Source organism: Streptomyces sp. NPDC041784 (assembly GCF_055591025.1).
Window position 1 is genome coordinate 398,667 of record NZ_JBVJAB010000004.1, and the last position, 19,466, is coordinate 418,132.

General features: G+C 74.0%; 21 protein-coding genes. 10 read left to right on the forward strand and 11 right to left on the reverse strand.

The annotated features are described in order from the left end of the window. Positions 1-42: 42 nt before the first annotated feature. A complete protein-coding gene (locus ACZ6D7_RS11190) occupies positions 43-843 on the reverse strand; it encodes an AfsR/SARP family transcriptional regulator (protein ID WP_469487195.1) in 801 nt (266 codons plus the stop codon). A 273-nt stretch (positions 844-1,116) separates the two neighbouring features. Here ACZ6D7_RS11190 and ACZ6D7_RS11195 point away from each other — a divergent pair, with 273 nt between their 5' ends. The 6 genes from ACZ6D7_RS11195 to ACZ6D7_RS11220 all read left to right on the forward strand — a co-directional run bounded on the left by ACZ6D7_RS11195 (position 1,117) and on the right by ACZ6D7_RS11220 (position 6,819). After that, positions 1,117-1,854: an SDR family NAD(P)-dependent oxidoreductase gene (locus ACZ6D7_RS11195; protein ID WP_469487201.1), complete on the forward strand. Its 738-nt coding sequence runs from the start codon at positions 1,117-1,119 to the stop codon at positions 1,852-1,854. A 104-nt stretch (positions 1,855-1,958) separates the two neighbouring features. Further along, entirely contained in the window at positions 1,959-3,212 is a 1,254-nt protein-coding gene (locus ACZ6D7_RS11200) for a beta-ketoacyl-[acyl-carrier-protein] synthase family protein (RefSeq protein WP_469487206.1), read from the forward strand. After that, positions 3,209-4,453, forward strand: coding sequence for a ketosynthase chain-length factor (locus tag ACZ6D7_RS11205; protein WP_469487209.1), 1,245 nt, complete (start codon positions 3,209-3,211; stop codon positions 4,451-4,453). Before ACZ6D7_RS11200 ends, ACZ6D7_RS11205 begins: the two co-directional genes overlap by 4 nt. 79 nt (positions 4,454-4,532) lie before the next feature. Continuing rightward, positions 4,533-4,796: an acyl carrier protein gene (locus ACZ6D7_RS11210; protein WP_469487212.1), complete on the forward strand. Its 264-nt coding sequence runs from the start codon at positions 4,533-4,535 to the stop codon at positions 4,794-4,796. Next, a complete protein-coding gene (locus ACZ6D7_RS11215; RefSeq protein ID WP_469487215.1) occupies positions 4,793-5,719 on the forward strand; it encodes a zinc-binding dehydrogenase in 927 nt (308 codons plus the stop codon). Before ACZ6D7_RS11210 ends, ACZ6D7_RS11215 begins: the two co-directional genes overlap by 4 nt. A gap of 140 nt (positions 5,720-5,859) precedes the next feature. Further along, positions 5,860-6,819 (forward strand): MBL fold metallo-hydrolase, encoded by a 960-nt coding sequence (locus ACZ6D7_RS11220; protein WP_469487218.1) that lies wholly within the window; start codon positions 5,860-5,862, stop codon positions 6,817-6,819. Between the two features lie 60 nt (positions 6,820-6,879). On the opposite strand, the gene ACZ6D7_RS11225 is transcribed toward ACZ6D7_RS11220, so the two are convergent. The 3 genes from ACZ6D7_RS11225 to ACZ6D7_RS11235 form a co-directional block, all read right to left on the reverse strand. Further along, complete coding sequence (locus tag ACZ6D7_RS11225) at positions 6,880-7,833, reverse strand: aromatase/cyclase (RefSeq protein WP_469487223.1); 954 nt, start codon at positions 7,831-7,833, stop codon at positions 6,880-6,882. A gap of 78 nt (positions 7,834-7,911) precedes the next feature. Further along, complete coding sequence (locus ACZ6D7_RS11230) at positions 7,912-8,700, reverse strand: SDR family NAD(P)-dependent oxidoreductase (protein ID WP_469487228.1); 789 nt, start codon at positions 8,698-8,700, stop codon at positions 7,912-7,914. Further along, a complete protein-coding gene (locus tag ACZ6D7_RS11235; protein WP_469487232.1) occupies positions 8,697-9,215 on the reverse strand; it encodes a flavin reductase family protein in 519 nt (172 codons plus the stop codon). Before ACZ6D7_RS11235 ends, ACZ6D7_RS11230 begins: the two co-directional genes overlap by 4 nt. Positions 9,216-9,407: 192 nt before the next feature. Here ACZ6D7_RS11235 and ACZ6D7_RS11240 point away from each other — a divergent pair, with 192 nt between their 5' ends. Further along, positions 9,408-10,478, forward strand: coding sequence for a phosphotransferase family protein (locus ACZ6D7_RS11240; protein WP_469487235.1), 1,071 nt, complete (start codon positions 9,408-9,410; stop codon positions 10,476-10,478). Positions 10,479-10,567: 89 nt separating this feature from the next. Then, positions 10,568-12,040 carry a GMC oxidoreductase gene (locus tag ACZ6D7_RS11245; protein ID WP_469487240.1) on the forward strand — a complete coding sequence of 491 codons (1,473 nt, stop codon included), beginning with the start codon at positions 10,568-10,570 and terminating at the stop codon, positions 12,038-12,040. A gap of 77 nt (positions 12,041-12,117) precedes the next feature. On the opposite strand, the gene ACZ6D7_RS11250 is transcribed toward ACZ6D7_RS11245, so the two are convergent. The 6 genes from ACZ6D7_RS11250 to ACZ6D7_RS11275 all read right to left on the reverse strand — a co-directional run bounded on the left by ACZ6D7_RS11250 (position 12,118) and on the right by ACZ6D7_RS11275 (position 15,845). After that, on the reverse strand, positions 12,118-13,173 hold the full coding sequence (locus ACZ6D7_RS11250) for an LLM class flavin-dependent oxidoreductase (RefSeq protein WP_469487244.1): 1,056 nt from the start codon (positions 13,171-13,173) through the stop codon (positions 12,118-12,120). A gap of 94 nt (positions 13,174-13,267) precedes the next feature. Continuing rightward, positions 13,268-14,038 carry an SDR family NAD(P)-dependent oxidoreductase gene (locus tag ACZ6D7_RS11255; RefSeq protein ID WP_469487247.1) on the reverse strand — a complete coding sequence of 257 codons (771 nt, stop codon included), beginning with the start codon at positions 14,036-14,038 and terminating at the stop codon, positions 13,268-13,270. Further along, positions 14,035-14,496 (reverse strand): nuclear transport factor 2 family protein, encoded by a 462-nt coding sequence (locus tag ACZ6D7_RS11260; RefSeq protein WP_469487250.1) that lies wholly within the window; start codon positions 14,494-14,496, stop codon positions 14,035-14,037. The genes ACZ6D7_RS11255 and ACZ6D7_RS11260 overlap by 4 nt, the downstream gene beginning before the upstream one ends. Beyond that, a complete protein-coding gene (locus tag ACZ6D7_RS11265) occupies positions 14,484-15,053 on the reverse strand; it encodes a nuclear transport factor 2 family protein (RefSeq protein WP_469487253.1) in 570 nt (189 codons plus the stop codon). The genes ACZ6D7_RS11260 and ACZ6D7_RS11265 overlap by 13 nt, the downstream gene beginning before the upstream one ends. 1 nt (position 15,054) lies before the next feature. Then, a complete protein-coding gene (locus ACZ6D7_RS11270; protein ID WP_469487256.1) occupies positions 15,055-15,537 on the reverse strand; it encodes a nuclear transport factor 2 family protein in 483 nt (160 codons plus the stop codon). Continuing rightward, on the reverse strand, positions 15,534-15,845 hold the full coding sequence (locus ACZ6D7_RS11275) for an antibiotic biosynthesis monooxygenase family protein (protein ID WP_469487259.1): 312 nt from the start codon (positions 15,843-15,845) through the stop codon (positions 15,534-15,536). Before ACZ6D7_RS11275 ends, ACZ6D7_RS11270 begins: the two co-directional genes overlap by 4 nt. Positions 15,846-16,147: 302 nt before the next feature. Here ACZ6D7_RS11275 and ACZ6D7_RS11280 point away from each other — a divergent pair, with 302 nt between their 5' ends. Both ACZ6D7_RS11280 and ACZ6D7_RS11285 read left to right on the forward strand, forming a co-directional pair. Beyond that, the gene (locus tag ACZ6D7_RS11280; protein ID WP_469487262.1) at positions 16,148-17,776 is read left to right on the forward strand and encodes an FAD-dependent monooxygenase; all 1,629 of its coding nucleotides are present in this window, start codon (positions 16,148-16,150) and stop codon (positions 17,774-17,776) included. A 50-nt stretch (positions 17,777-17,826) separates the two neighbouring features. Continuing rightward, positions 17,827-18,690 carry an SDR family oxidoreductase gene (locus tag ACZ6D7_RS11285; protein WP_469487265.1) on the forward strand — a complete coding sequence of 288 codons (864 nt, stop codon included), beginning with the start codon at positions 17,827-17,829 and terminating at the stop codon, positions 18,688-18,690. 109 nt (positions 18,691-18,799) lie between these two features. On the opposite strand, the gene ACZ6D7_RS11290 is transcribed toward ACZ6D7_RS11285, so the two are convergent. After that, positions 18,800-19,450 (reverse strand): hemerythrin domain-containing protein, encoded by a 651-nt coding sequence (locus ACZ6D7_RS11290; protein WP_469487267.1) that lies wholly within the window; start codon positions 19,448-19,450, stop codon positions 18,800-18,802. Between the last annotated feature and the right edge of the window lie 16 nt (positions 19,451-19,466).

Here is a 19,466-nt window from a genome sequence, read left to right on the forward strand (position 1 = left end):
GCGAGGGGGCCCGTCCGCATGGGGGGTGGCGGGGTGCGCCGCTCAGGCCGACCTCGCCGCGAACCCCCGGGAGAGCAGGTCCAGGGTGAGCAGCGGGGCGGACTCGGCCGGGGCGTCGATGCCCGGGTCGCAGGCCAGCACGGCCTGGTGCAGGCGCTTCATGCGGGGCGAGGGCTCCAGGCCCAGCTCGTCGTGGAGCATGGTCCGCAGCCGGTGCACGACCTCCAGCGCCTGGGTGCGGCGCCCCGAGCGGTACAGCGCCAGCATGAACTGGGCGTGCAGGCTCTCGTGGGTCGGGTAGTGGGCGCACAGCGCGCTCAGCTCGCCGAGCAGGTCGTGGTGGCGGCCGAGCCGCAGATCGGCGTCGATGCGCTGCTCCTGGACGCTGATCCGGGTCTCCTCCAGGCCGGCCAGATGGACCCGCAGCACGGGCCCCGCCTGGACGTCGGAGAGCGCGGTCCCCTCCCACAGGCCGAGCGCCCGGGAGAACAGCTCGGAGGCGGCCGCGTCGTCCTTGCCCAGCTCGGCCCGGCCCCGCCGCACCAGCTCGTGGAAGCGGGTGACGTCCAGTTCCTCGGGGCCGACCGCGAGCAGATAGCCGCCGTCGCGGGTGCGCAGCAGTTCGCGCGCCGCCTGGAGGCTGCCGATCCGCGGCACCCGCTTCAGGATCCGGCGCAGCTGGAGGACGTACGACTGGAGGGTGGACAGCCCCGTGTCGGGCGGGTTGCCGCCCCACAACTCCTCGATACAGGTGCCGACCGAGACGACGTGGTTGGCGTTGAGCACGAGCAGCGCGAGGAGCTGACGCTGCTTCGGTGCCGTCGGAGCATAGTCGCAGCCCATTTCACGTACGCGTAGTGAACCAAGCACAGAAAATTCCATGTCGACCTCTCGCACGCGTTTATCGTGCCGTTTTACCGACCCATTACCAAAAGCCTTGGCAATCCGTGTTTTTCGGTGTCACGAGCGTATCCCCGCGGTTCGGGACTCCCTCCGATGCACGTACGGGATCCGTCAACTCGCCCCATCTCCGCCCCCTATCGGGAATTCAGCCAGCCTCCCTCGGGATTCCGTAGCGTCGGTCGGCGTCGGCACGAAATCCCCGAGGAGGCACGCGTGCGACTCGCAGGGAAAGTCGCCATCGTCACCGGTGGCACCAAGGGCCTGGGCCACGCCGTCGCCCAGGCGTTCGCGAAGGAGGGGTGCCGGGTGGTGTGCGCGGCACGCCGGCCCGACGAGCGGGGCGAACTGCCACCGCTCGGCGGGGGCGACCTCGCCCACCACCCCGTCGACGTACGCGACCCCCGCTCGGTCGAGGAGCTGATGCGGGCGGTGCACGAGACGTACGGGCGGCTGGACGTGGTGGTCGCCAACGCGGGCCTCAGCCGGCCCGGTCCGGCCGAGCGGCTGGCGCCGGACGACTGGGCGGACGTGGTCGCCACCAACCTCAACGGCACCTTCCTGACGGTGCGTTCGGCGATCCCGTACGTGGAGCGCGACGGCGGGGGCCGGATCATCACCCTGTCGTCGGCGCTGGCGACCCGGGTCGCCCGCGGCAGTTCCGCGTACGCCGCGTCCAAGGCCGGGATCGAGGCGCTCACCCGGGTCGTCGCGGTCGAACTGGCCGGCCGCCCGGTGACCGTCAACTGCCTCAGCCCGGGCTTCGTCGACGAGGGCATGGGCCGGGAGCTGGCCCGCAACGAGGCCCTCTGGTCCTACTACGGCGGCAAGATCGCCCAGGGCCGCGCGGGCCGCGCCGACGAGGTCGCCGAGGCGGCTCTCTTCCTGGCCTCCGACGCCTCCTCGTACGTCAACGGCCATGTGCTGGAGGTCAACGGCGGACTGAGCTGGTGAACACGGGGCCGGTGAACACGGCACGCCCACACGAGGACTCCCATGGAAGGTCAGTGGCAGTGACACAGGCAGGCACACACACATCGGCGCGACCGCGCCGGGTCGTGATCACCGGGATCGGGGTGATCGCCCCCGGCGGGCTCGGCACCAAGGCGTTCTGGTCCACGCTCACCGCCGGACGCACCGCGACCCGCGCCATCACGCACTTCGACGCCTCCGCGTTCCGCTCCCGGATCGCCGGCGAGGCCGACTTCGACCCGGCGGCCGAGGGCCTCGGCCCGCAGGACATCCGCCGGATGGACCGCGCCGCGCAGTTCGCGGTGGTCGCCACCCGCGAGGCGCTCGCCGACAGCGGTCTCCAGGACACCGGGCTCGCCCCGCACCGCACCGGCGTCGCCATCGGCAGCGCGGTCGGCGCCACCATCAGCCTGGACCGCGAGTACGCGGTGGTCAGCGACTCCGGCGCGACCTGGACCGTCGACCACCGCTACGCCATGCCGCATCTGTACGACTGGTTCGTGCCCAGCTCGCTGGCGCGCGAGGTGGCCTGGGTGACCGGCGCCGAGGGCCCGTCCGCGGTGGTCTCGGCGGGCTGCACCTCCGGCATCGACTCGGTCGGGCACGCCACCGAGCTGATCCGCGAGGGCTCCGCCGACGTGATGATCACCGGCGCCACCGACGCGCCGATCTCCCCGATCACCGTGGCCTGCTTCGACGCGATCAAGGCGACCACCCCGCGCAACGACGACCCCGAGCACGCCTCCCGCCCCTTCGACCGCACCCGCAACGGCTTCGTGCTCGGCGAGGGCTGCGCCATGTTCGTCCTGGAGGAGCTGGAGCACGCCCGCGCCCGCGGCGCGCACGTCTACGCCGAGATCGCCGGGTTCGCCGGGCGCTGCAACGCGTACCACATGACCGGACTGCGGCCCGAGGGCCGGGAGATGGCCGAGGCCATCCGGGTCGCCCTCGACGAGGCGCGGATCCGGCCGGAGCAGATCGACTACGTCAACGCGCACGGCTCGGGCACCAAGCAGAACGACCGGCACGAGACCGCCGCGTTCAAGCGCAGCCTCGGCGCGCACGCGTACGCCACCCCGGTCAGCTCCATCAAGTCGATGATCGGGCACTCGCTGGGCGCCGTCGGCTCCATCGAGATCGCGGCCTCCGCGCTGGCGATGGAGCACGGTGTGGTGCCACCCACCGCGAACCTGCACGAGGCCGACCCCGAGTGCGACCTGGACTACGTGCCCCTGGTGGCCCGCGAGCACCGCACCGACACCGTCCTCACCGTCGGCAGCGGCTTCGGCGGCTTCCAGAGCGCCATGGTGCTCACCCGGCCCGAACGGCGGGCGGCGTGAGCGCCCGCGCGGTGGTGACCGGCCTGGGCGTGGCCGCGCCCAACGGCCTGGGCACCGAGGAGTACTGGAAGGCGACCCTGCGCGGCGAGAGCGGCATCGGCCCGGTCACCCGCTTCGACGCCGCCCGCTACCCGGCCCGGCTGGCCGGCGAGGTCACCGGCTTCCACGCCCCCGACCACATCCCCGGCCGGCTGCTGCCGCAGACCGACCACATGACCCGGCTCGCCCTGGTCGCCGCCGAATGGTCCCTCACGGACGCGGGCGCCGACCCGAAGGCGCTGCCCGAGTACGGGATGAGCGTGGTGACCGCCAACTCCTACGGCGGCTTCGAGTTCGGCCAGCGCGAGCTGGAGAAGCTGTGGAGCCAGGGCGGCAGCCATGTCAGCGCCTATCAGTCCTTCGCCTGGTTCTACGCCGTCAACACCGGCCAGATCTCCATCCGGCACGGTATGCGCGGACCCAGCGGGGTGCTGGTCACCGAGCAGGCGGGCGGCATCGACGCCACCGGTCACGCCCGCCGGCACATCCGCAAGGGCACGCCGTTCGTGCTCACCGGGGGCGTCGACGGGGCGCTGTCGCCCTGGGGCTGGACGGCGTACCTGTCGGTGGGCGAGCTGAGCACCCGCGAGGACCCGCACCGGGCCTACCTCCCCTTCGACGCCGACGCCTCGGGCTGGGTGCCCGGGGAGGGCGGGGCCGTCCTCACCGTCGAGGACGAGGAGTTCGCGCGCGAGCGCGGCGCCGCGCGGCCCTACGGCGAGATCGCCGGCTACGCCTCCGGCGTCGACCCCCACCCCGACTCCGGCCGCCCGCCCGTACTGCGCCGGGTGATCGACCAGGCCCTGGCCGACGCCGGGATCGGGCCCCGGGACATCGACGTCGTCCTCGCCGACGCCGCCGGGGTCCCCGAGGCCGACCGGCGGGAGGCCGAGGCGCTCACCGCCGTGTTCGGCGCCCGCGGGGTGCCGGTCACCGCGCCCAAGACCCTGGTCGGCCGGCTGGCCGCGGGCGGCTCCGCGCTGGACACGGCGACCGCGCTGCTCGCCCTGCGCGACGGGGTGATCCCGCCCACCGCGCACGTCACCGACCCCGCCCCCGCCTGCGCGGACCTCGACCTCGTGCTGGGCGCCCCGCGCGAGGCCCGGCTGCGCACCGCCCTCGTCCTCGCCCGCGGCACCGGCGGCTTCACCGCCGCGCTGGTGGTGCGCACGCTCGACGGGGAGTGGCCGCACCGCCCCTGACCCCTCAGTACTCCGAAGCACTCCACCCTCTCAGGCACACCCTCAGGCACACCCTCAGGCCAGAAGGAGAACCCCAGCCATGTCCCAGTTCACCGTCGAGCACCTCAAGGCCCTGCTGGAGCAGGCCGCGGGGCAGGACGCCGACGCCCCGGCCCTGACCGCCGACACCCTCGACACCGCGTTCGGCGACCTCGGATACGACTCGCTGGCCATGCTGGAGGTGGCGAGCCTCGCGCAGCGCCAGTGCGGCATCACCCTGGAGGACGAGGCGGTGGCCGACGCCGACACGCCCCGCAAGCTCCTGACGCTGGTGAACGGGCTGATCACGGCGGACGCGGCGTGAAGGCGCTCGTCACCGGCGCGTCCGGCCCCCGGCTGGAGTCGGTCGCCGAACCGGAGCCCCGGCCGGACCAGGCACTCGTCGAGGTCCGCGCCCTCGCCGTCAACCGCGGTGAACTCGCCCTGATGGGGCAGCTGCCCGCCGGCTCCCGGCTCGGCTGGGACATCGCCGGCACCGTGCTGCGCGCCGCCGCCGACGGCAGCGGCCCGCCGGCCGGCACCCGGGTCACCGCGCTCGCCGACCGCGACGGCTGGGCGGAACGCGTCGCCGTCTCCCCCAGCCGGCTCGCCCCCGTCCCGGACTCCGTGGACTGGCCGGCCGCCGCCGCCCTGCCGGTGGCCGGACTGACCGCCCTGTACGCGCTGGAGTACGCCGGGGTGCTGCTCGGCCGGACCGTGCTGGTCACCGGCGCGGGCGGCGGGGTCGGCCGGACCCTGGTCCAGCTGGCCGCCGCGGCGGGCGCCGACGTGCTCGCCCAGGTCGGCTCCCCCGGCCGCGCCGAGGGCCTGCGGGCGCTGGGCGCGCGGGCGGTGACGACGTACGACGAGACCGACGCGGACGCCGTGAACGGCGAGCCGGTGGACGTGCTCCTCGACAGCAGCGGCGGCCAGGTGCTCGGCCGGGCCTTCCGCCGGCTGCGCCCCGGCGGCACGCTCGTCGCCTACGGCAACACCGCCCGCGAGGAGCTGCGGCTCACCGTCGACTGGGGGCACGCCCGTCCCGGCCTGCGGATCCGCTATCTGCACCTGTTCGACGAGCTGACCCGCCGCGACCCGGCCCGCGATCTCACCGCGCTGGTCCACCTCGTGACGACGGGCCGGCTCGACCCGCAGCTGGCGTCCGTGGGCTCCTGGATCGACCCGGGCCCGGCCCTGGACGCCCTGCGCGACCGCAAGGCCAACGGCAAGGTCGTCCTCACCCTCTGACACTCAGGGGGTGTTCCCGGGGCCCGGCGGTGTGCGGACCGCCGGGCCCCCGCGTTTGCCGGGCCCCCGCGTCTTCCGGGCTCCGGGCGCGTGGACCCGGGCACCTGCCGTCCTCCAGCGTCCCCGGGCACGGTGGGGACATGAGCCTGCCCACCACCACGCCGTACGACCGTCTCCGCTCGTCCGTGCCGCCGCCGCGGGTGGAGGAGGTCGCCGACGGGATCCACGCCTTCGTCCAGCCGGACGGGGGCTGGTGTCTGAGCAACTCCGGGATCCTCGCCGGGCCCCGCTCGGTGGCACTCGTGGACTCCGCCGCCACCGAGGCCCGGGCCCGGGGCCTGCGGGCGGCCGCGCTCGGCCTCGGGCGCGGGGAGCCCCGTACCGTGCTGAACACCCACCACCACGGCGACCACACCTTCGGCAACGCGGTGGCCGCGCCCCTGGCGACCGTCGTCGGCCACGAACTGGCCCGCACCGAGATGGCCGAGCGTGGTGAGGCCCTCAAGCAGGTGTGGCCCGACACCGACTGGGGCGACCTCGGCGGCATCGAACGCTCGCTGCCCACCGTCACCTTCACCGACCGACTGACCGTGTACGTCGACGAGCTGACCGTGGAGCTGATCCATGTCGGCCCGGCGCACACCAACAGCGACGTGGTGGTGTGGGTGCCCGAGCACCGGGTGCTGTTCGCGGGCGACGTGCTGATGCCCGGCTGCACGCCCTTCGTCCTCGCCGGGTCCGTGCTCGGCTCGCTGCGCGCCGTGGAGCGGCTGCGCGCCCTGGGGCCCCGGGTGATCGTCGGCGGCCACGGCCCCGTCGCCGGGCCCGAGGTCCTCGACGACACCGAGACCTATCTGCGGTGGCTCGGCCGCCTCGCCGACGAGGGCGTCGCCGCCGGCCTCACCCCGTACGAGACCGCCCGGGAGGCCTCGCCCGGCCCGTACGACGAGCTGCGCGACCCGGAGCGGATCGTCGCCAACCTGCACCGGGCCTTCTCCGAGGCGCGGGGGAAGCCGCTCGACACACAGATCCGCTCCGGCCCGGTCTTCGCCGAGATGGCCCGGTACAACGGCGGCCGCCCGCCCACCTGCCTGGCCTGAGCCGCACACGCGCGAGGGCCCGCCCGGTCGGCACCGGGCGGGCCCTCCTGCGCGGGTACGTCAGACGGCGGCCACCCCGGCCCGCTGCTCCGCGTACCGCTTGGCGTGGCCGAGGGTGGCCAGGCTGTTGGTGCCGAGCGCCTTGCGCACGAACGCGCGGGCGTCGGCAACCGTGGCGCCCTCGCCGAGCACGGCGGTGACGTTGTCGGGGTTGATGACGACCGTGTGCCGGGAGGTCGCGGACAGGCCCTGAGGGGTGTCGGTCAGCGTCCACGCGCCGGTGTGCACGGTGAGCAGGGCCGGCACGCGCTGCTGCTTGTAGACGATGCGGTCGGGCCCGAAGCCGACCCGCACCGACTTGGTGGTGTGCGTGGAGCCGTCCGTGGCGAGCGTGTCCATCTCCAGTTCCTGGATGTCCGGCGCGGGCTCGTCCAGCACCAGCCGCACCACGTGCGGGAGCCGCTCCTGCCAGCGGTCGGCGCGCCAGACGAAGTCGTACACGTCCTCGGCGCGGCCCTGGATCAGCACGGTGTCCTCGAACTCCAGGAGGAGTTCGCCGAGCCGGTCCGCCTGTTCGGCGCCGGCCCGCAGCCGTTCCAGTTCGGCGCCGCTGTTGTGGTCCAGGGCCCGCTCGATCCAGGAGACGTTCTCCGGCAGGTCGTCCACGGCGGCGAAGTCGTGGTCGAGGATCACCTCGCTGCCGCCGTCGGGCAGCGGGCGGACCGTCCAGGTGCCGCCCATCGCGGCGACCGGCGGCTGGGAGACCTCCTGGCGGAAGGTGATGGTGCGGGCCACCGGGTCGAGCCGGCGCCGTGAGGTCCAGGCCTTGACCTCGCCGTTGGCGGTGGCCCAGATCCTCAGGGTCTCCTCGCCTTCGCCGGCCGGGGTCTGCTCCACGTGCACCGAGGGCGGGAAGACATGCGGCCAGTCCGCCGCGCGGGCGAGCAGACCGTAGACGGTGTCGGCCGGGGCGGCGACGGTGACGGTGTGACGGGCGTGGTGGGTCTGCGCCATGGGAAGCCGTTTCTCTCGGATTCTCTGGGAAGTGAGTCGAGTTCTCTCGGCGGGAGTCGAGGAGCCCCCGGAGCGGGATCAGTAGTTGCCGAGCCCGCCGCACACGTTGATCGCCTGGGCGGTGACGGCCGCGGCGGCGTCGCCCGCCAGATAGCGGACCAGGGCGGCGACCTCGTCCGGCTGGGTGTAACGGCCCAGCGGGATCTTGGCGTTGAACCGGTCGAGCACCTCGTCGGTGCCGATCTCCCAGGCCGCCGCGTACCCCTCGCGCACCCGCTGGGCCATCGGGGTCTCCACATAGCCGGGGCAGACCGCGTTGACGGTGACGCCGGTCTTCGCCAGTTCCAGGCCGAGCGCCTTGGTGAAGCCCACCACGCCGTGCTTGGACGCCGAGTAGGGGGCGCCCAGGACGACGCCCTGCTTGCCGCCGGTGGAGGCGATGTTGATGATCCGGCCCCAGGACCTCGCGCGCAGCCCGCCGGTGGTGAGGACCTCGCGGGTCATCCGGAACACGCTGTTGAGGTTGGTCTCGATCACGTCGTACCAGAGGTCGTCGGCGATGTCGGCGGTGACGCCGCCACCGGACCGGCCCGCGTTGTTCACCAGGACGTCCACCCCGCCGAACCGGTCCACCACGGCCGTGACCGCCCGCCGGACGTCCTCGGCCTCGCGCACGTCGGCCGCGATGCCGGCCGCGTCGACGCCCTCGGCGGTCAGCTCCTTCACGGTGGTCTGGACGGCCTCGGCGGTCCGCGCGGTGACGAACACCCGGAAGCCGTCCCGGCCGAGGCCGCTCGCCACCGCGCGGCCGATGCCGCTGGTGGCGCCGGTGATGAGGGCCGTCCTCGGCCGCTGCCCGTTCGTCATTGCTGGTTCCTTCCGTCGGATGTGGTGTCGGTCGCCGAGACGGTCCGCAGGGCGCCCCGGTGGAAGACCAGCGGCGGCCGGGAGGCGTCCACGCCCAGCTGGACCACCTCGGCCACGGCGAAGAAGTGGTCGCCGAGCCGCTGGACCTGGCGGACGAGACAGTCCAGCCAGGCGGAGGTGCCGGGCAGGACGGGGTTGCCGTGCGGCGACTCCCACCAGGACAGCCCGGCGAACTTGGCGGCCGGACCGCCCGCGCCGCTGCTCCTGGCGAACCGCGCGCACAGCTCCCGCTGGTCGTGGGCGAGGACGTTGACGGTGAAGGAGCCCGCCCGGCTCATCGGCGGCCAGCTGGCGGACTTCTCGTCGATGAAGATCCCCACCAGCGGCGGTTCGAGCGACACCGACACGAACGACCCCACCACCAGCCCCGCGGGCCCGTCGCCGGTCGCGGCGGTGACCACGGTGACGGCGGTCGGGACGTGGCCGAGGATGTGCCGGAACACCTGCGGTTCCACATGCTCTCCCACAGGCGGAGCCATGGGCATGACGACCTCCCGGTGGTTGTTGCTGGTCAACGGCGATGCTGGCAGCGGCGGTTGGAGAACCGGTCTGGGATCGATGGGGGGCCGCCGCCGTCCGTCCTCCATCGGGTCCCCAGCGGCTCCGCGCACGATGAGGGCAATCCGCCGGCGCAAGGAGGCCCGCCCGTGCCCGTACCGCAGCAGCGTGATCCCGAACTGACCCGGAAACGGCTGACCGCCTGGCTGTCCGACCGACTGCCCGGCGCCAGGGACCTGCGGGCCCGCGTCGAGGTGCCCGAGGGCCTCGGCTTCTCCCACGAGACACTGCTGGTGGACGCGGTGTGGGAGGAGAACGGCGGCGCGCGCGAACACCGGCTCGTGGTCCGGGTCGCGCCCACCCGGTACCAGGTGCTGCCGGGCTCCCGGCTCGCCGAGGAGTACCGGGTGCTGAGCGCGCTGCGGGACACCGACGTCCCCGTGCCGGGCGTCCTGGGCTTCGAGCCCGACCCCGCGCTGCTGGGCGCCGAGTTCTACGCCATGGACCATGTGTCCGGCTGGGTGCCGCCGGACCTGCCGTCGTACCACCGCCCGGGCGGACCGCTGGCCGCGCTGACCGAACCGGAGCGGGCGGCGGTGTGGTGGGCGGGCGTCGAGGTGCTGCACCGCGTGCACCGGCTCGACGTCACCGCGCTCGGCCTCGACGGCCTGCGCGACTCCCCGCACGGACCCGGCGGATTGGTTCGTCAACTCGACCACTACGAAGCCCACCTGGACCACTTCGGCGGGGGCACCCCGGTCACCGCGGACGCCCTGGCGCTGCTGCGCGGCGGCCTGCCGCCCGAGCCGGCGGCGCCGAGCCTGCTGTGGGGCGACGCCCGGCTCGGCAACCTCCTCTTCGACGGGGTGGTCCCGGCCGCCGTGCTCGACTGGGAGATGGTCTTCCTGGGCCCCGGCGAGGCCGACCTCGCCTGGTACCTGTACTTCGACCGGCACCTCAGCGAGGGCGTGGGCGCGCCCCGGCTGGCCGGGCTGCCCGGCCGCGCCGAGACCGTGCGCCGCTACGAGGAGCTGTCCGGCCGACCGGTGGCCCGGCACCTGGACTGGTTCGAGGTCTTCGCCGGCTTCCGGTTCGCCCTGATCGCGGCCCGCGTGGGCCGGCTCCTGGTCGAGCACGGCCTGGTCGCCGACGAGGCCGACATCCCGCTCGCCCGCAACGCCGAACGCCTCCTGGCCCGCACGCTCACGGCGCTGGGCTGACCGCCCGGGCCGACCGCCTCGGTCCGGCCCGCCGTAGTCGCCGTACTCGCCGTACCCGCCGTACCCGATCCCCATCGAAAGGCCGTCCCATGGAAACCCATCAGCATCGCGCCGACGCCCTGGTCGTCGGCACCGGATACGCCGGTTCGATCGCGGCCCTGCGGCTGGCCGAGGCCGGGGTCGCCACCCTCGTGCTGGAGCGCGGCAGGCGCTGGCCGGTCGGCCCCGACGGCGACACCTTCGCCACCCAGCACGCGCCGGACGGCCGCGCCTCCTGGCTCAGCCCCCGCTCCCCGCTCACGGACAAGACGCTGGACATCCGGACCGGCGTCCTGGAGTCCCTGGAGGGCGAGGGCCTGACGATGATCGCGGCGGCCGGCGTCGGCGGCGCCTCGCTGCTCAGCAACGGCACCATGGTCGAGCCGTCCGCCGCGCTGTTCGAGCGGGCCTTCGCCGGGGTGCTCGACCGGGACGAGATGCACGACGTCTGGTACCCCGTGGCCCGGGAGCTGATCGGCTGCTCCCCGATCCCGAAGGACGTCCTGGAGTCTGACTTCTACCGCTCCTCCCGGGACTTCATGGAGCAGCTGGACCGGGCGGGCATCCCGCACGACCTGGTGGACCTGGCCGTCGACTGGGACGTGGTCCGCGAGGAGATGGCGGGCCGCCGGACGGCGTCCCACATCGCCGGGCTCAACGTCTTCGGCGTCAACAGCGGCGCCCAGCGCAGCATGGACGTCACCGTGCTGGCCCGCGCGGAGGCCACCGGCCGGGTCGAGGTCCGCCCGCTCTCCCGCGTCACCGGCATCCGCCCCGACGGCGAGGGCCATCTGGTGGCGTACGACGAGCTGGACGAGGGCGGCCGGGTGGTCGCCCGGCACGAGGTGCGCGCCGCCCATCTGGTGCTGGCCGCGGGGACCCTGGGCACCACCCGGCTGCTGCTGCGGGCCCGCGCCGAGGGTCATCTGCCGGACCTGGACGCGTCGGTGGGCAGCCGGGTCGGCAACAGTGAGGTGATCACCGCGCGAACCGGGATGGCCCCCAACAACCCGGCGCAGGGCGGCCCGTGCTCGGTGCTGGTCAAGGACTGGGAGGACAACCCGTACGCCCCGGTCACCCTGCTCAACTTCCCCTGGGTGGACGCGCCCGCCGACGAGGGCTGGATCACCACCATCGGCGCGTCCCCGACCGACCCGCTGGGCTCCTTCGCCTACGACGCCGACGCCGACGACGTCGTGCTCAACTGGCCCGTCGCGGACCCGCGGGTGCAGCGGGCGGCCCGCGCGGTGCAGGACACCCTGGACCGGCTGAACGCGGCGACCCCGGGCAGCCGTACCGCGTTCAACCGCATCGGCACGACCGGCGGGAACGTCGTCGGGGGTGTGCCGCTGGGGCTGGCCACGGCGGCCGACGGCCGGGTGCACGGCGCGCGGAACCTGTACGTCGTGGACAGCTCGCTGCTGCACGGCTCCTCCGGCGCGGTGCCGCCGGCGCTGACCGTGGCGGCGGTGGCCGCGCGGGTGTCGTCGCTGCTGGTGCCGTCGGTCGCGGGCGGCCGCTGACCGGCCCGGCGGGACACGACAGGAGGGGCTCCCCGAACCCGGCCGGTTCGGGGAGCCCCTCCTCATGTGCCGCTCGGTCAGCGGAAGTTCGGCATGACCCGCTCGGCGAAGAGCCGGGCGCTGCGAGCCGACTCCTCGTAGGTCGGGTTGCCGGAGATCAGCTGGAGGCTGATGGTCACGTCCCCGAACCACTCGCGGATGGTGTGCAGCCGCTCGGTGACCTCCTCGGGGCTGCCGACCAGGGTCTTGTTCTCGGCCAGCGACTTGTCGAAGTCCGCCTTGTTGATCTTGTCGACGATCGACTCGTACCCGGCGTACCCCTCGCTGCGGCGGGTGCCCCAGGCGGCGACCGCGTCCACCATGACCGCGTTGGTGCGGCGGGCGTACTCCCGGCCCTTGGTACGGGCCTCGGCGGGGTCCTCGCTGAGGTAGCAGCCGTAGCTGAGGTGCACCTCGTCGCCGCCCGCCGGATGCCCGGCCTCGGCGTAGGCCTTGCGGTACAGGGTGAGCATCTCCTGGACCTTCTCGCGCTTGGAGATCGACGGCACGAGCAGCAGCCCGTGACCGTCCCGGCCCGCCTGCTCGCAGGAGGAGGGCGTGATCGCCGCGGCGACCAGGATCCTGGGGTGCGGGCGCTGGTAGGGGCGGGGCAGCAGGGTGACCGGGCCGAAGCTGTGGAACTCGCTGTCCCAGACCACGTTCTCCTCCGCCCACAGCTTCTGGCAGGCGCGCAGACCGTCCAGGAAGCGGGGGCGGCTCTCGTCCATGGGCAGCTGGAAGGCGTCGAACTCGTCGGGCAGGAAGGCCCGTCCGAAACCGACCTGGAGCCGGCCGTGGGAGATGTTGTCCAGCATGGCCAGCTTGCCGGCCAGCTTCACCGGGTGCGTGAAGGCCGGGATGACAGCGCCGGTGACCAGCTTGACCCGGCTGGTGCGGGCGGCCACCGCGGCCAGGAAGGTCACCGGGTCCGGGCTGTAGCCGCCGTACTCGAAGAAGTAGTGCTCGACGGTCTTCACATGGTCGTAGCCGAGTTCCTCGGCGAGTTCGGCCAGCCGCAGCGCCTCGTCGAAGTACTGGTCGGCGGGTTTGTCGGCCGGGCCGACGGTCGGGAAGAAGTTGATGCCGAATTCCATGGATGCTCCAAGCTCCGTGTGGTCGAACAAGTGGGACTCGGGGGCCGCTGGGGACGCCGGGGACGCGGGGCGTTCGCCCGGACCGCGGGGCCGCTCAGAACACGACCCCGGCACCGCCGTCCACCGGCAGCACCAGGCCGGTGGCGTACGACGCCTCGGGCCGGGCCAGGTTCACCAGCCACCAGGCGATCTCCTCGGGCTGTCCGACCCGCCCGAGCGGCACCCGCCGGCGCTGGCGCTCGCGCAGCCGTGCCACGCCCTCGGCGTCCAGGCCCGCGTGCTCGCCGATCGGGGTCTCGACCGGGCCGGGCGCCACGGCGGCGACCCGGATACCGCGCGGTGCCAGCTCCAACGCCCAGGTGCGGGTGAGGAAGTCCAGGGCGGCCTTGGTCGCGCCGTACACCGAGTGGCCGGGCCAGCCGCGCTGGTTGCCGGCCGTGGTGACGTTGAGGACCGTGCCCTTGGCGGCCTCCAGGTGGGGCAGCGCCTCCTGGGTGAGGAAGAGCGGGGCGAGCAGGTTGGTGGCGACCTGCTCGTGGGTGTTGTCCCGGGCGATGGCGCCGAGCGGCGCCGAGCGCATGGTCACCGCGTTGTTCACCAGCACGTCGAGGCCGCCGAGCGCGCTCACCGCGGCCTCGACGATCCGGGCGGGCCCGTCGGCCGCGCCGACGTCCGCCGCGCAGACATGGATGCCGGGGCGCCCGTCGGCGGTCTCGGCGAGCCGGGCGGCGCCCCGCCCCACCACCAGGACCCGGGCGCCCTCGTCCGCGAAGGCGTGCGCGGCGGCCCGGCCGATCCCAGTGCCGCCGCCGGTGACGACGACGGCCCGTCCGGCCAGGCTGCGCGCACCGTCGGCGGCGGTCACAGCTCCGTGCGCTCCCCGTCCGTGCCCACCGGCGACCACCACAGGTTGGCCCGGGTCACCCCGTCGGCGAACAGGGCGCTGCGGCCCTCGACGATCCGCCCGTTCTCCCAGCGCAGCATGTGCACGCCCTCGACCTGGAGGCGCTCGTACGGCGAGGTGGCACCCTCCTCGGCGTGGGCGCGGTAGCCGTCGAGGCGGTAGATGTCGACGGAGACGCCGTCCTGCTCGTTGACCAGGACGCTGACGGTCTCGGAGGTGATCCGGCCGTCGCAGGCCTCCATCAGCTTGGACATCTTCTCGAGGTAGTCGTCGAGTCCGGTGAACCAGCCGGCGAACTGGTGGTTGCCGGGCATCTGGAAGCGCAGGTCCTCGGACCAGTACTCGGTGATCTTGTCTCGGTCGCCGGTCAGGAGGGCCGCGTAGGCCGCCTCCACCCGCTCGCGTGTCAGATCGGCCATGGCTTCTCCTTCTGCTGTCCGAAGCCGGTGTGCGAACCGGCCTCGCTGTCGTGGGAGTTGATCCGGTGGCGGACCAGCCAGCCGGCGCCGTGGCGCACCAGCAGGTCCCGGCCGGTGGTGCTCAGGTGCAGTGCGGCGCGGCCCCCGGGCGGGGTCTGCACCAGCACCGCGTCGTAGCGGGTGCGCAGCGCGCCGTCCGGCAGCCGGTGGACGGTGAGCATCCCGATCAGATACCGCCGCACCAGCCCGGCCGCCCGGCGTTCGGCGACGGCCCCGCGCGCGGCGGCGGCGATGGCCGCGCGCCCGCGCCTGACGGGCGGCGCGTTCCCGGCGAAGACCTTCTCCGGAGGAGCCTCCTGCTCGAAGACGGCGTCCTCGGCGAAGGTCAGGGCCCAGCGGTCGACGTCCCCGTCGCCGAGGAGCTGCACCTGGCGGGCGTAGAACCGCTGGACCTGGTCGTAGAGACGGGCGTCGACCGGCACGGCGGGTGCGACCGGTGCCACCGGTTCGACGGGCACGAGGGGCACGGCCGGCTCGACGGGCTCCAGCGGCGGCATGTCAGGCCCCGTCGTGGAAGATCTCGCGGTGCTCGATGAACCACCGGGCGCCCCGGCGGACCAGCAGGTCCTCGCCGGTGGTGCTCAGGTACACCGACGCCTGGCCGCCGCGCGGGGTCTCGTAGACGACGGCGTAGTAGCGGGTGCGCACGGCCTCGTCGGACCCGGTGACGGGCTCCGCGGGCGTGGCGACGACCATGGACAGCCAGTGCCGGCGCTGGACGCCGCGTTCGGCGAGCCGGTCCAGGCCGCGCCGCATGGAGGTGGCGATGTGGGTGCGGCCGCGCCACGGCTCGGGCTTGACGTTCTGGGCGAAGACGCCGTCCTCGGTGAAGCCCTCCGCCCAGTCCTCGGCGGCGCCCGCGTCGAGGTCCTGCATGTGCCCGGCGTAGAACTGGAGGATCTGCGCGTAGGCCTCGGCGGTGACCGCGGGCGCGGTGGCGGCCTCGGGCGCGGTGGCCGGGGCGGTGCCGGCGGGGGTCACCGAGCCGCCCCGGGCTGGCGGGCGACGCCCTCGACGACGACGTCGCTGAGGTGCGGCTCGCCCTTGATGACCGTGCCGAGCGCCTTGAGCCGGGCCCGGAACTCCGGTTCGGCCAGCGCCGTGTCGAAGGACTCCTTGCTGTCCCACTCGGCCACGTTGAAGTAGATGCCGGGCTCCTTCTGGGAGCGGACCAGCTGGTAGCGGATCAGGCCGGGCTGCTCCTCCATGAAATCCGCGACATGCGCGTAGATCCGCTCCAGCTCCTCGGGTTTGCCGATGAGCGTCAGCTTGTTGACGAAGACGACCACGAAGACTCCTCGTTGGGGCGGGCGGGTGGTGCGGCTTGCGGATGGTGCGGGTGGTGCGGGTGGTGCGGGTGGTGCGGGTGGTGCGGGTGGTGCGGGTTACGGATGGTGCGACTTGCGGGTGGTGCGTGCGCATCCCACCCTTCAGCCCGCCGCTGATGACGGGGTGGTGGCGTGTTGGAGGCCGGAGGCAGACCCGCACGACCGAGTCCCCTGCCGGGCGGCACCGCGCCCCGACCCGTCCACCATCCGCGCTGCCGATCCTTGAGGACCGCGACCCTGTCAGCCGAGCCCCAGGAGCAACCGTGTCCCAGGCCCCCGAGTCCGAGGCATCCGAGTCCGAGGGATCCGTGCCCGAGGCGACCGTGCCGGTCCTCATCGCCGGCGGCGGTCTGTCCGGCCTGTCCACCGCGCTCTTCCTCGCCCTGCACGGCGTCCGCCCGCTGGTCGTCGAGAAGCACCCGGGCACCTCGGTCGTGATGAAGGCGCGTGGCCAGTACCCGCACACGATGGAGGCGCTCAGGATCGGCGGCGTCGCCGACCGGATCGTCGCCGCCTCCCCGGGCGGCACCGGCGCGTTCTACATGGCGCTGGCCGACACCCTGGCCGGTCCGGTGCTGCGCGGCATCATGACGCAGGGCGAGATGAGCATGAGCCATGTGTCGCCCGAGGGCTGGGGGATGGCGAGCCAGGAGCGCACCGAGGTGATCCTGGCCGACCGGGCCCGGGAGCTGGGCGCGGACCTCGCCTTCGGCACCGAGCTGGTCTCCTTCACACAGGACGCCGACGGGGTCACGGCCCGGCTGCGCGAGACGGCCACCGGCGCCGAGCGCGAGGTGCGGGCGGGGTGGCTGGTGGCGGCGGACGGCCGGCACAGCCCGGTCCGCCGGGCGCTGGGCGTCGGCACGCACGGGCGGGGCCGGATCGGCGAGGTGTTCCGGGTGTTCTTCGACGCGGACATGAGCGGACAGCTCGCGCATCTGGAGGGCGGGGTCGCGGAGGGGAACCGGTTCGCCCTGTTCCATCTGCTCCAGCCGGTGCCCGGCGTCTTCTACACCACGGACGTGCCCGGCCGGTACGGCTACATCCGGGGCATGACGAAGGACCGGCCCGACTTCTCCGGGTACTCCGACGCCCAGTGCGCCGACCTGGTCCGCACCGGTCTCGGCATGCCGGACCTGGAGCTGACGGTGACCGGTTCGGGCGGCACGGAGATCGTCTGCGAGGTGGCCGACCGATTCTCCGTGGGCCGCGTCCATCTGGTGGGCGACGCGGCGAAGGTGGTCCCGGCACCCGGCGGACTCGGCGGCAACACGGCCGTCATGGACGGCTTCTACCTCGCCTGGAAGCTGGCGCTGGCGGCCCGGGGACTGGCCGGTCCGGGGCTGCTCGCCAGCCATGACGCGGAGCGCCGGCCGGTCGCCGACATGATCGCCGAGCAGCAGTTCGCCAACACCGTGGAGCGGCTGGGCCCCGACCTCGACGACGGGACGGCGGCCGCGCCGATCTCCCCCGTCACCCAGGTCTTCGGCTACCGCTGCGCCGACGGAGGCGCTGTGGTCCGCGAACTCGGCGACGAGGGCGAGCCGTTGGAGGACCCGACGGCGCCCACCGGCCGGCCCGGCTCCCGGGCGCCGTACGTGCCGCTGGACTCCGGCGGCACCACGACCGCGCTGTTCGGGCACGGTTTCGTGCTGCTCGTCGGCTCCGACGGCGCCGCCTGGGAGGCCGCGGCGGCCAACACCTCGCTGCGGCTCGGCATCCATCTCACCGTGCACCGGGCGGGCGGCTGGGAGAAGGCGTACGGCGTGACCTCGTCCGGCGCGGCGCTGGTGCGCCCGGACCGGTTCCTCGCCTGGCGGGCGGCGGACGACGGACGCACGGCGGACCTGGAGGGCGCGCTGCGCACGGTCCTGGACCGCCCGGCGGGCTGATCCGGCCCCTCCCCAAGACCCCCTGTTGAACCTCTGGATTGGAGACAGCCATGACGATCGTGGTGACCGGGGCCACCGGCAACGTCGGCGGCAAGGTGCTGAGGCGGCTGCTCGCGGCGGGCCACCCGGTGCGGGCGCTGACCCGTGACCCGGCCCGGGCGCAGCTGCCCGCCGGGGTGGAGGTGGTGCGCGCGGACCTGGATCTGCCGGACACGCTGCCGGACGCCCTGGAGGGGGCGCGCCGGGTGTTCCTGATGGCGCTCGGCCACAACAAGCGCACCCATGACGCGAACCTGGTGGCGGTGGCCCGCAAGACGGGCGTCGAGCATGTCGTCCAGCTCTCCACGCTCGGGGTGGAGGAGGTCGACGAGGAGCACGACACCCCGCTGGGCAAGTGGCACCGCCAGGCCGAGAACGCCCTGCGGGACTCGGGGCTGGGCTGGACGATCCTGCGTCCCAACGGGTTCATGACCCAGGCCCTGGGCTGGGCGCCGGCGATCCGCGGCGAGGGCGTGGTGCGCTCCCCGGTCGCCGATCTGCCGGAGGCGCTGATCGACCCCGAGGACATCGCGGAGGTCGCGGTGAAGGCCCTCACCGAGCCGGGGCACACCGGGCGGGCGTACGCGCTGACCGGACCGGCCGCGCTGACCGCGCGCGAGCAGGTCGCGGTGCTCGGCGAGGCGCTCGGGCGGCCGCTGCGGTTCGAGCAGATCTCGGTCGAGGCCCATCGGGCGATCCTGGCGGAGCGCTACGGCGAGGCGACCGCCGCCGGGGTGGCGAAGGCGCTGGCGACGGTGCTGGAGTCGGGCGACGACTTCCGCGGGCGGCTGTTCCCGGACCTCGAGCGGGTGCTCGGCCGGCCCGGACGCTCCTTCCGGGACTGGGCGGCGGCGCACGCCGCGCACTTCGCCTGACCCGGCCGGGGCCGCCGTACGCCGGTGTGCCGGTGCGCCTGCCGTGGCCGTCCTACGACCGTGCCCGGTGTCCGTCGACGGACACCGGGCACGGTCGTGTGCGGGGTGGTCAGGCGGCCGCCCGGGTGAGGGTCCGGCGGTCCTTCTCGTAGCGGGGCCGCCAGATGGCCCGGTACACGAACCGCACCGGCGGCGGCAGTACGCCGAGCGCCTTGCGGCTGGTCTCCTCGGGGGCGCCGTCGAGCACCCACGGGAAGTACACGGCGCCGCCCTTGAGGCCGAGCAGCCGGCGCTGGGCGGCGCCGAAGGTGTCGTACTCCTCCTTGCTGAGCAGGGTGGCGACGACGGGCAGGGCCGCCCTCTCCTCGTGCTCGAGGTGGAAGACCAGCCGCTCGGCGACCGTCTCGACGAGCGCGGGCAGCCGGTCCTGGCGGCGGTCGGCCAGGACCTCCTCGACGGACTCGATCATCGGGTCGATCACCGCGTGCTCGGCGTCCATCTCGTCCATCAGCCGCAGCCCGGCCGGGTCGTCGGCGAGCTTGCCCCGCATGAGGGGCCACAGCACGTCGTCCTCTGCGGTGTGATGGATCGTCAGGAAGCGCTGGAAGGTGTCCCAGCCGGTGCGGAAGGCCGAGCCGGGGGCGGCGCCGTCGTTGCGGGCGGCCGCGGACAGCAGGCCCAGATCGCGCCGGAACGCGTCGTGGGTGGCGTACATCAGGGTCAGGTCGGGCGCCGTGCGGGCGGCGTGGGTGCCGGTCATGGAAGGGCTCCTTTCG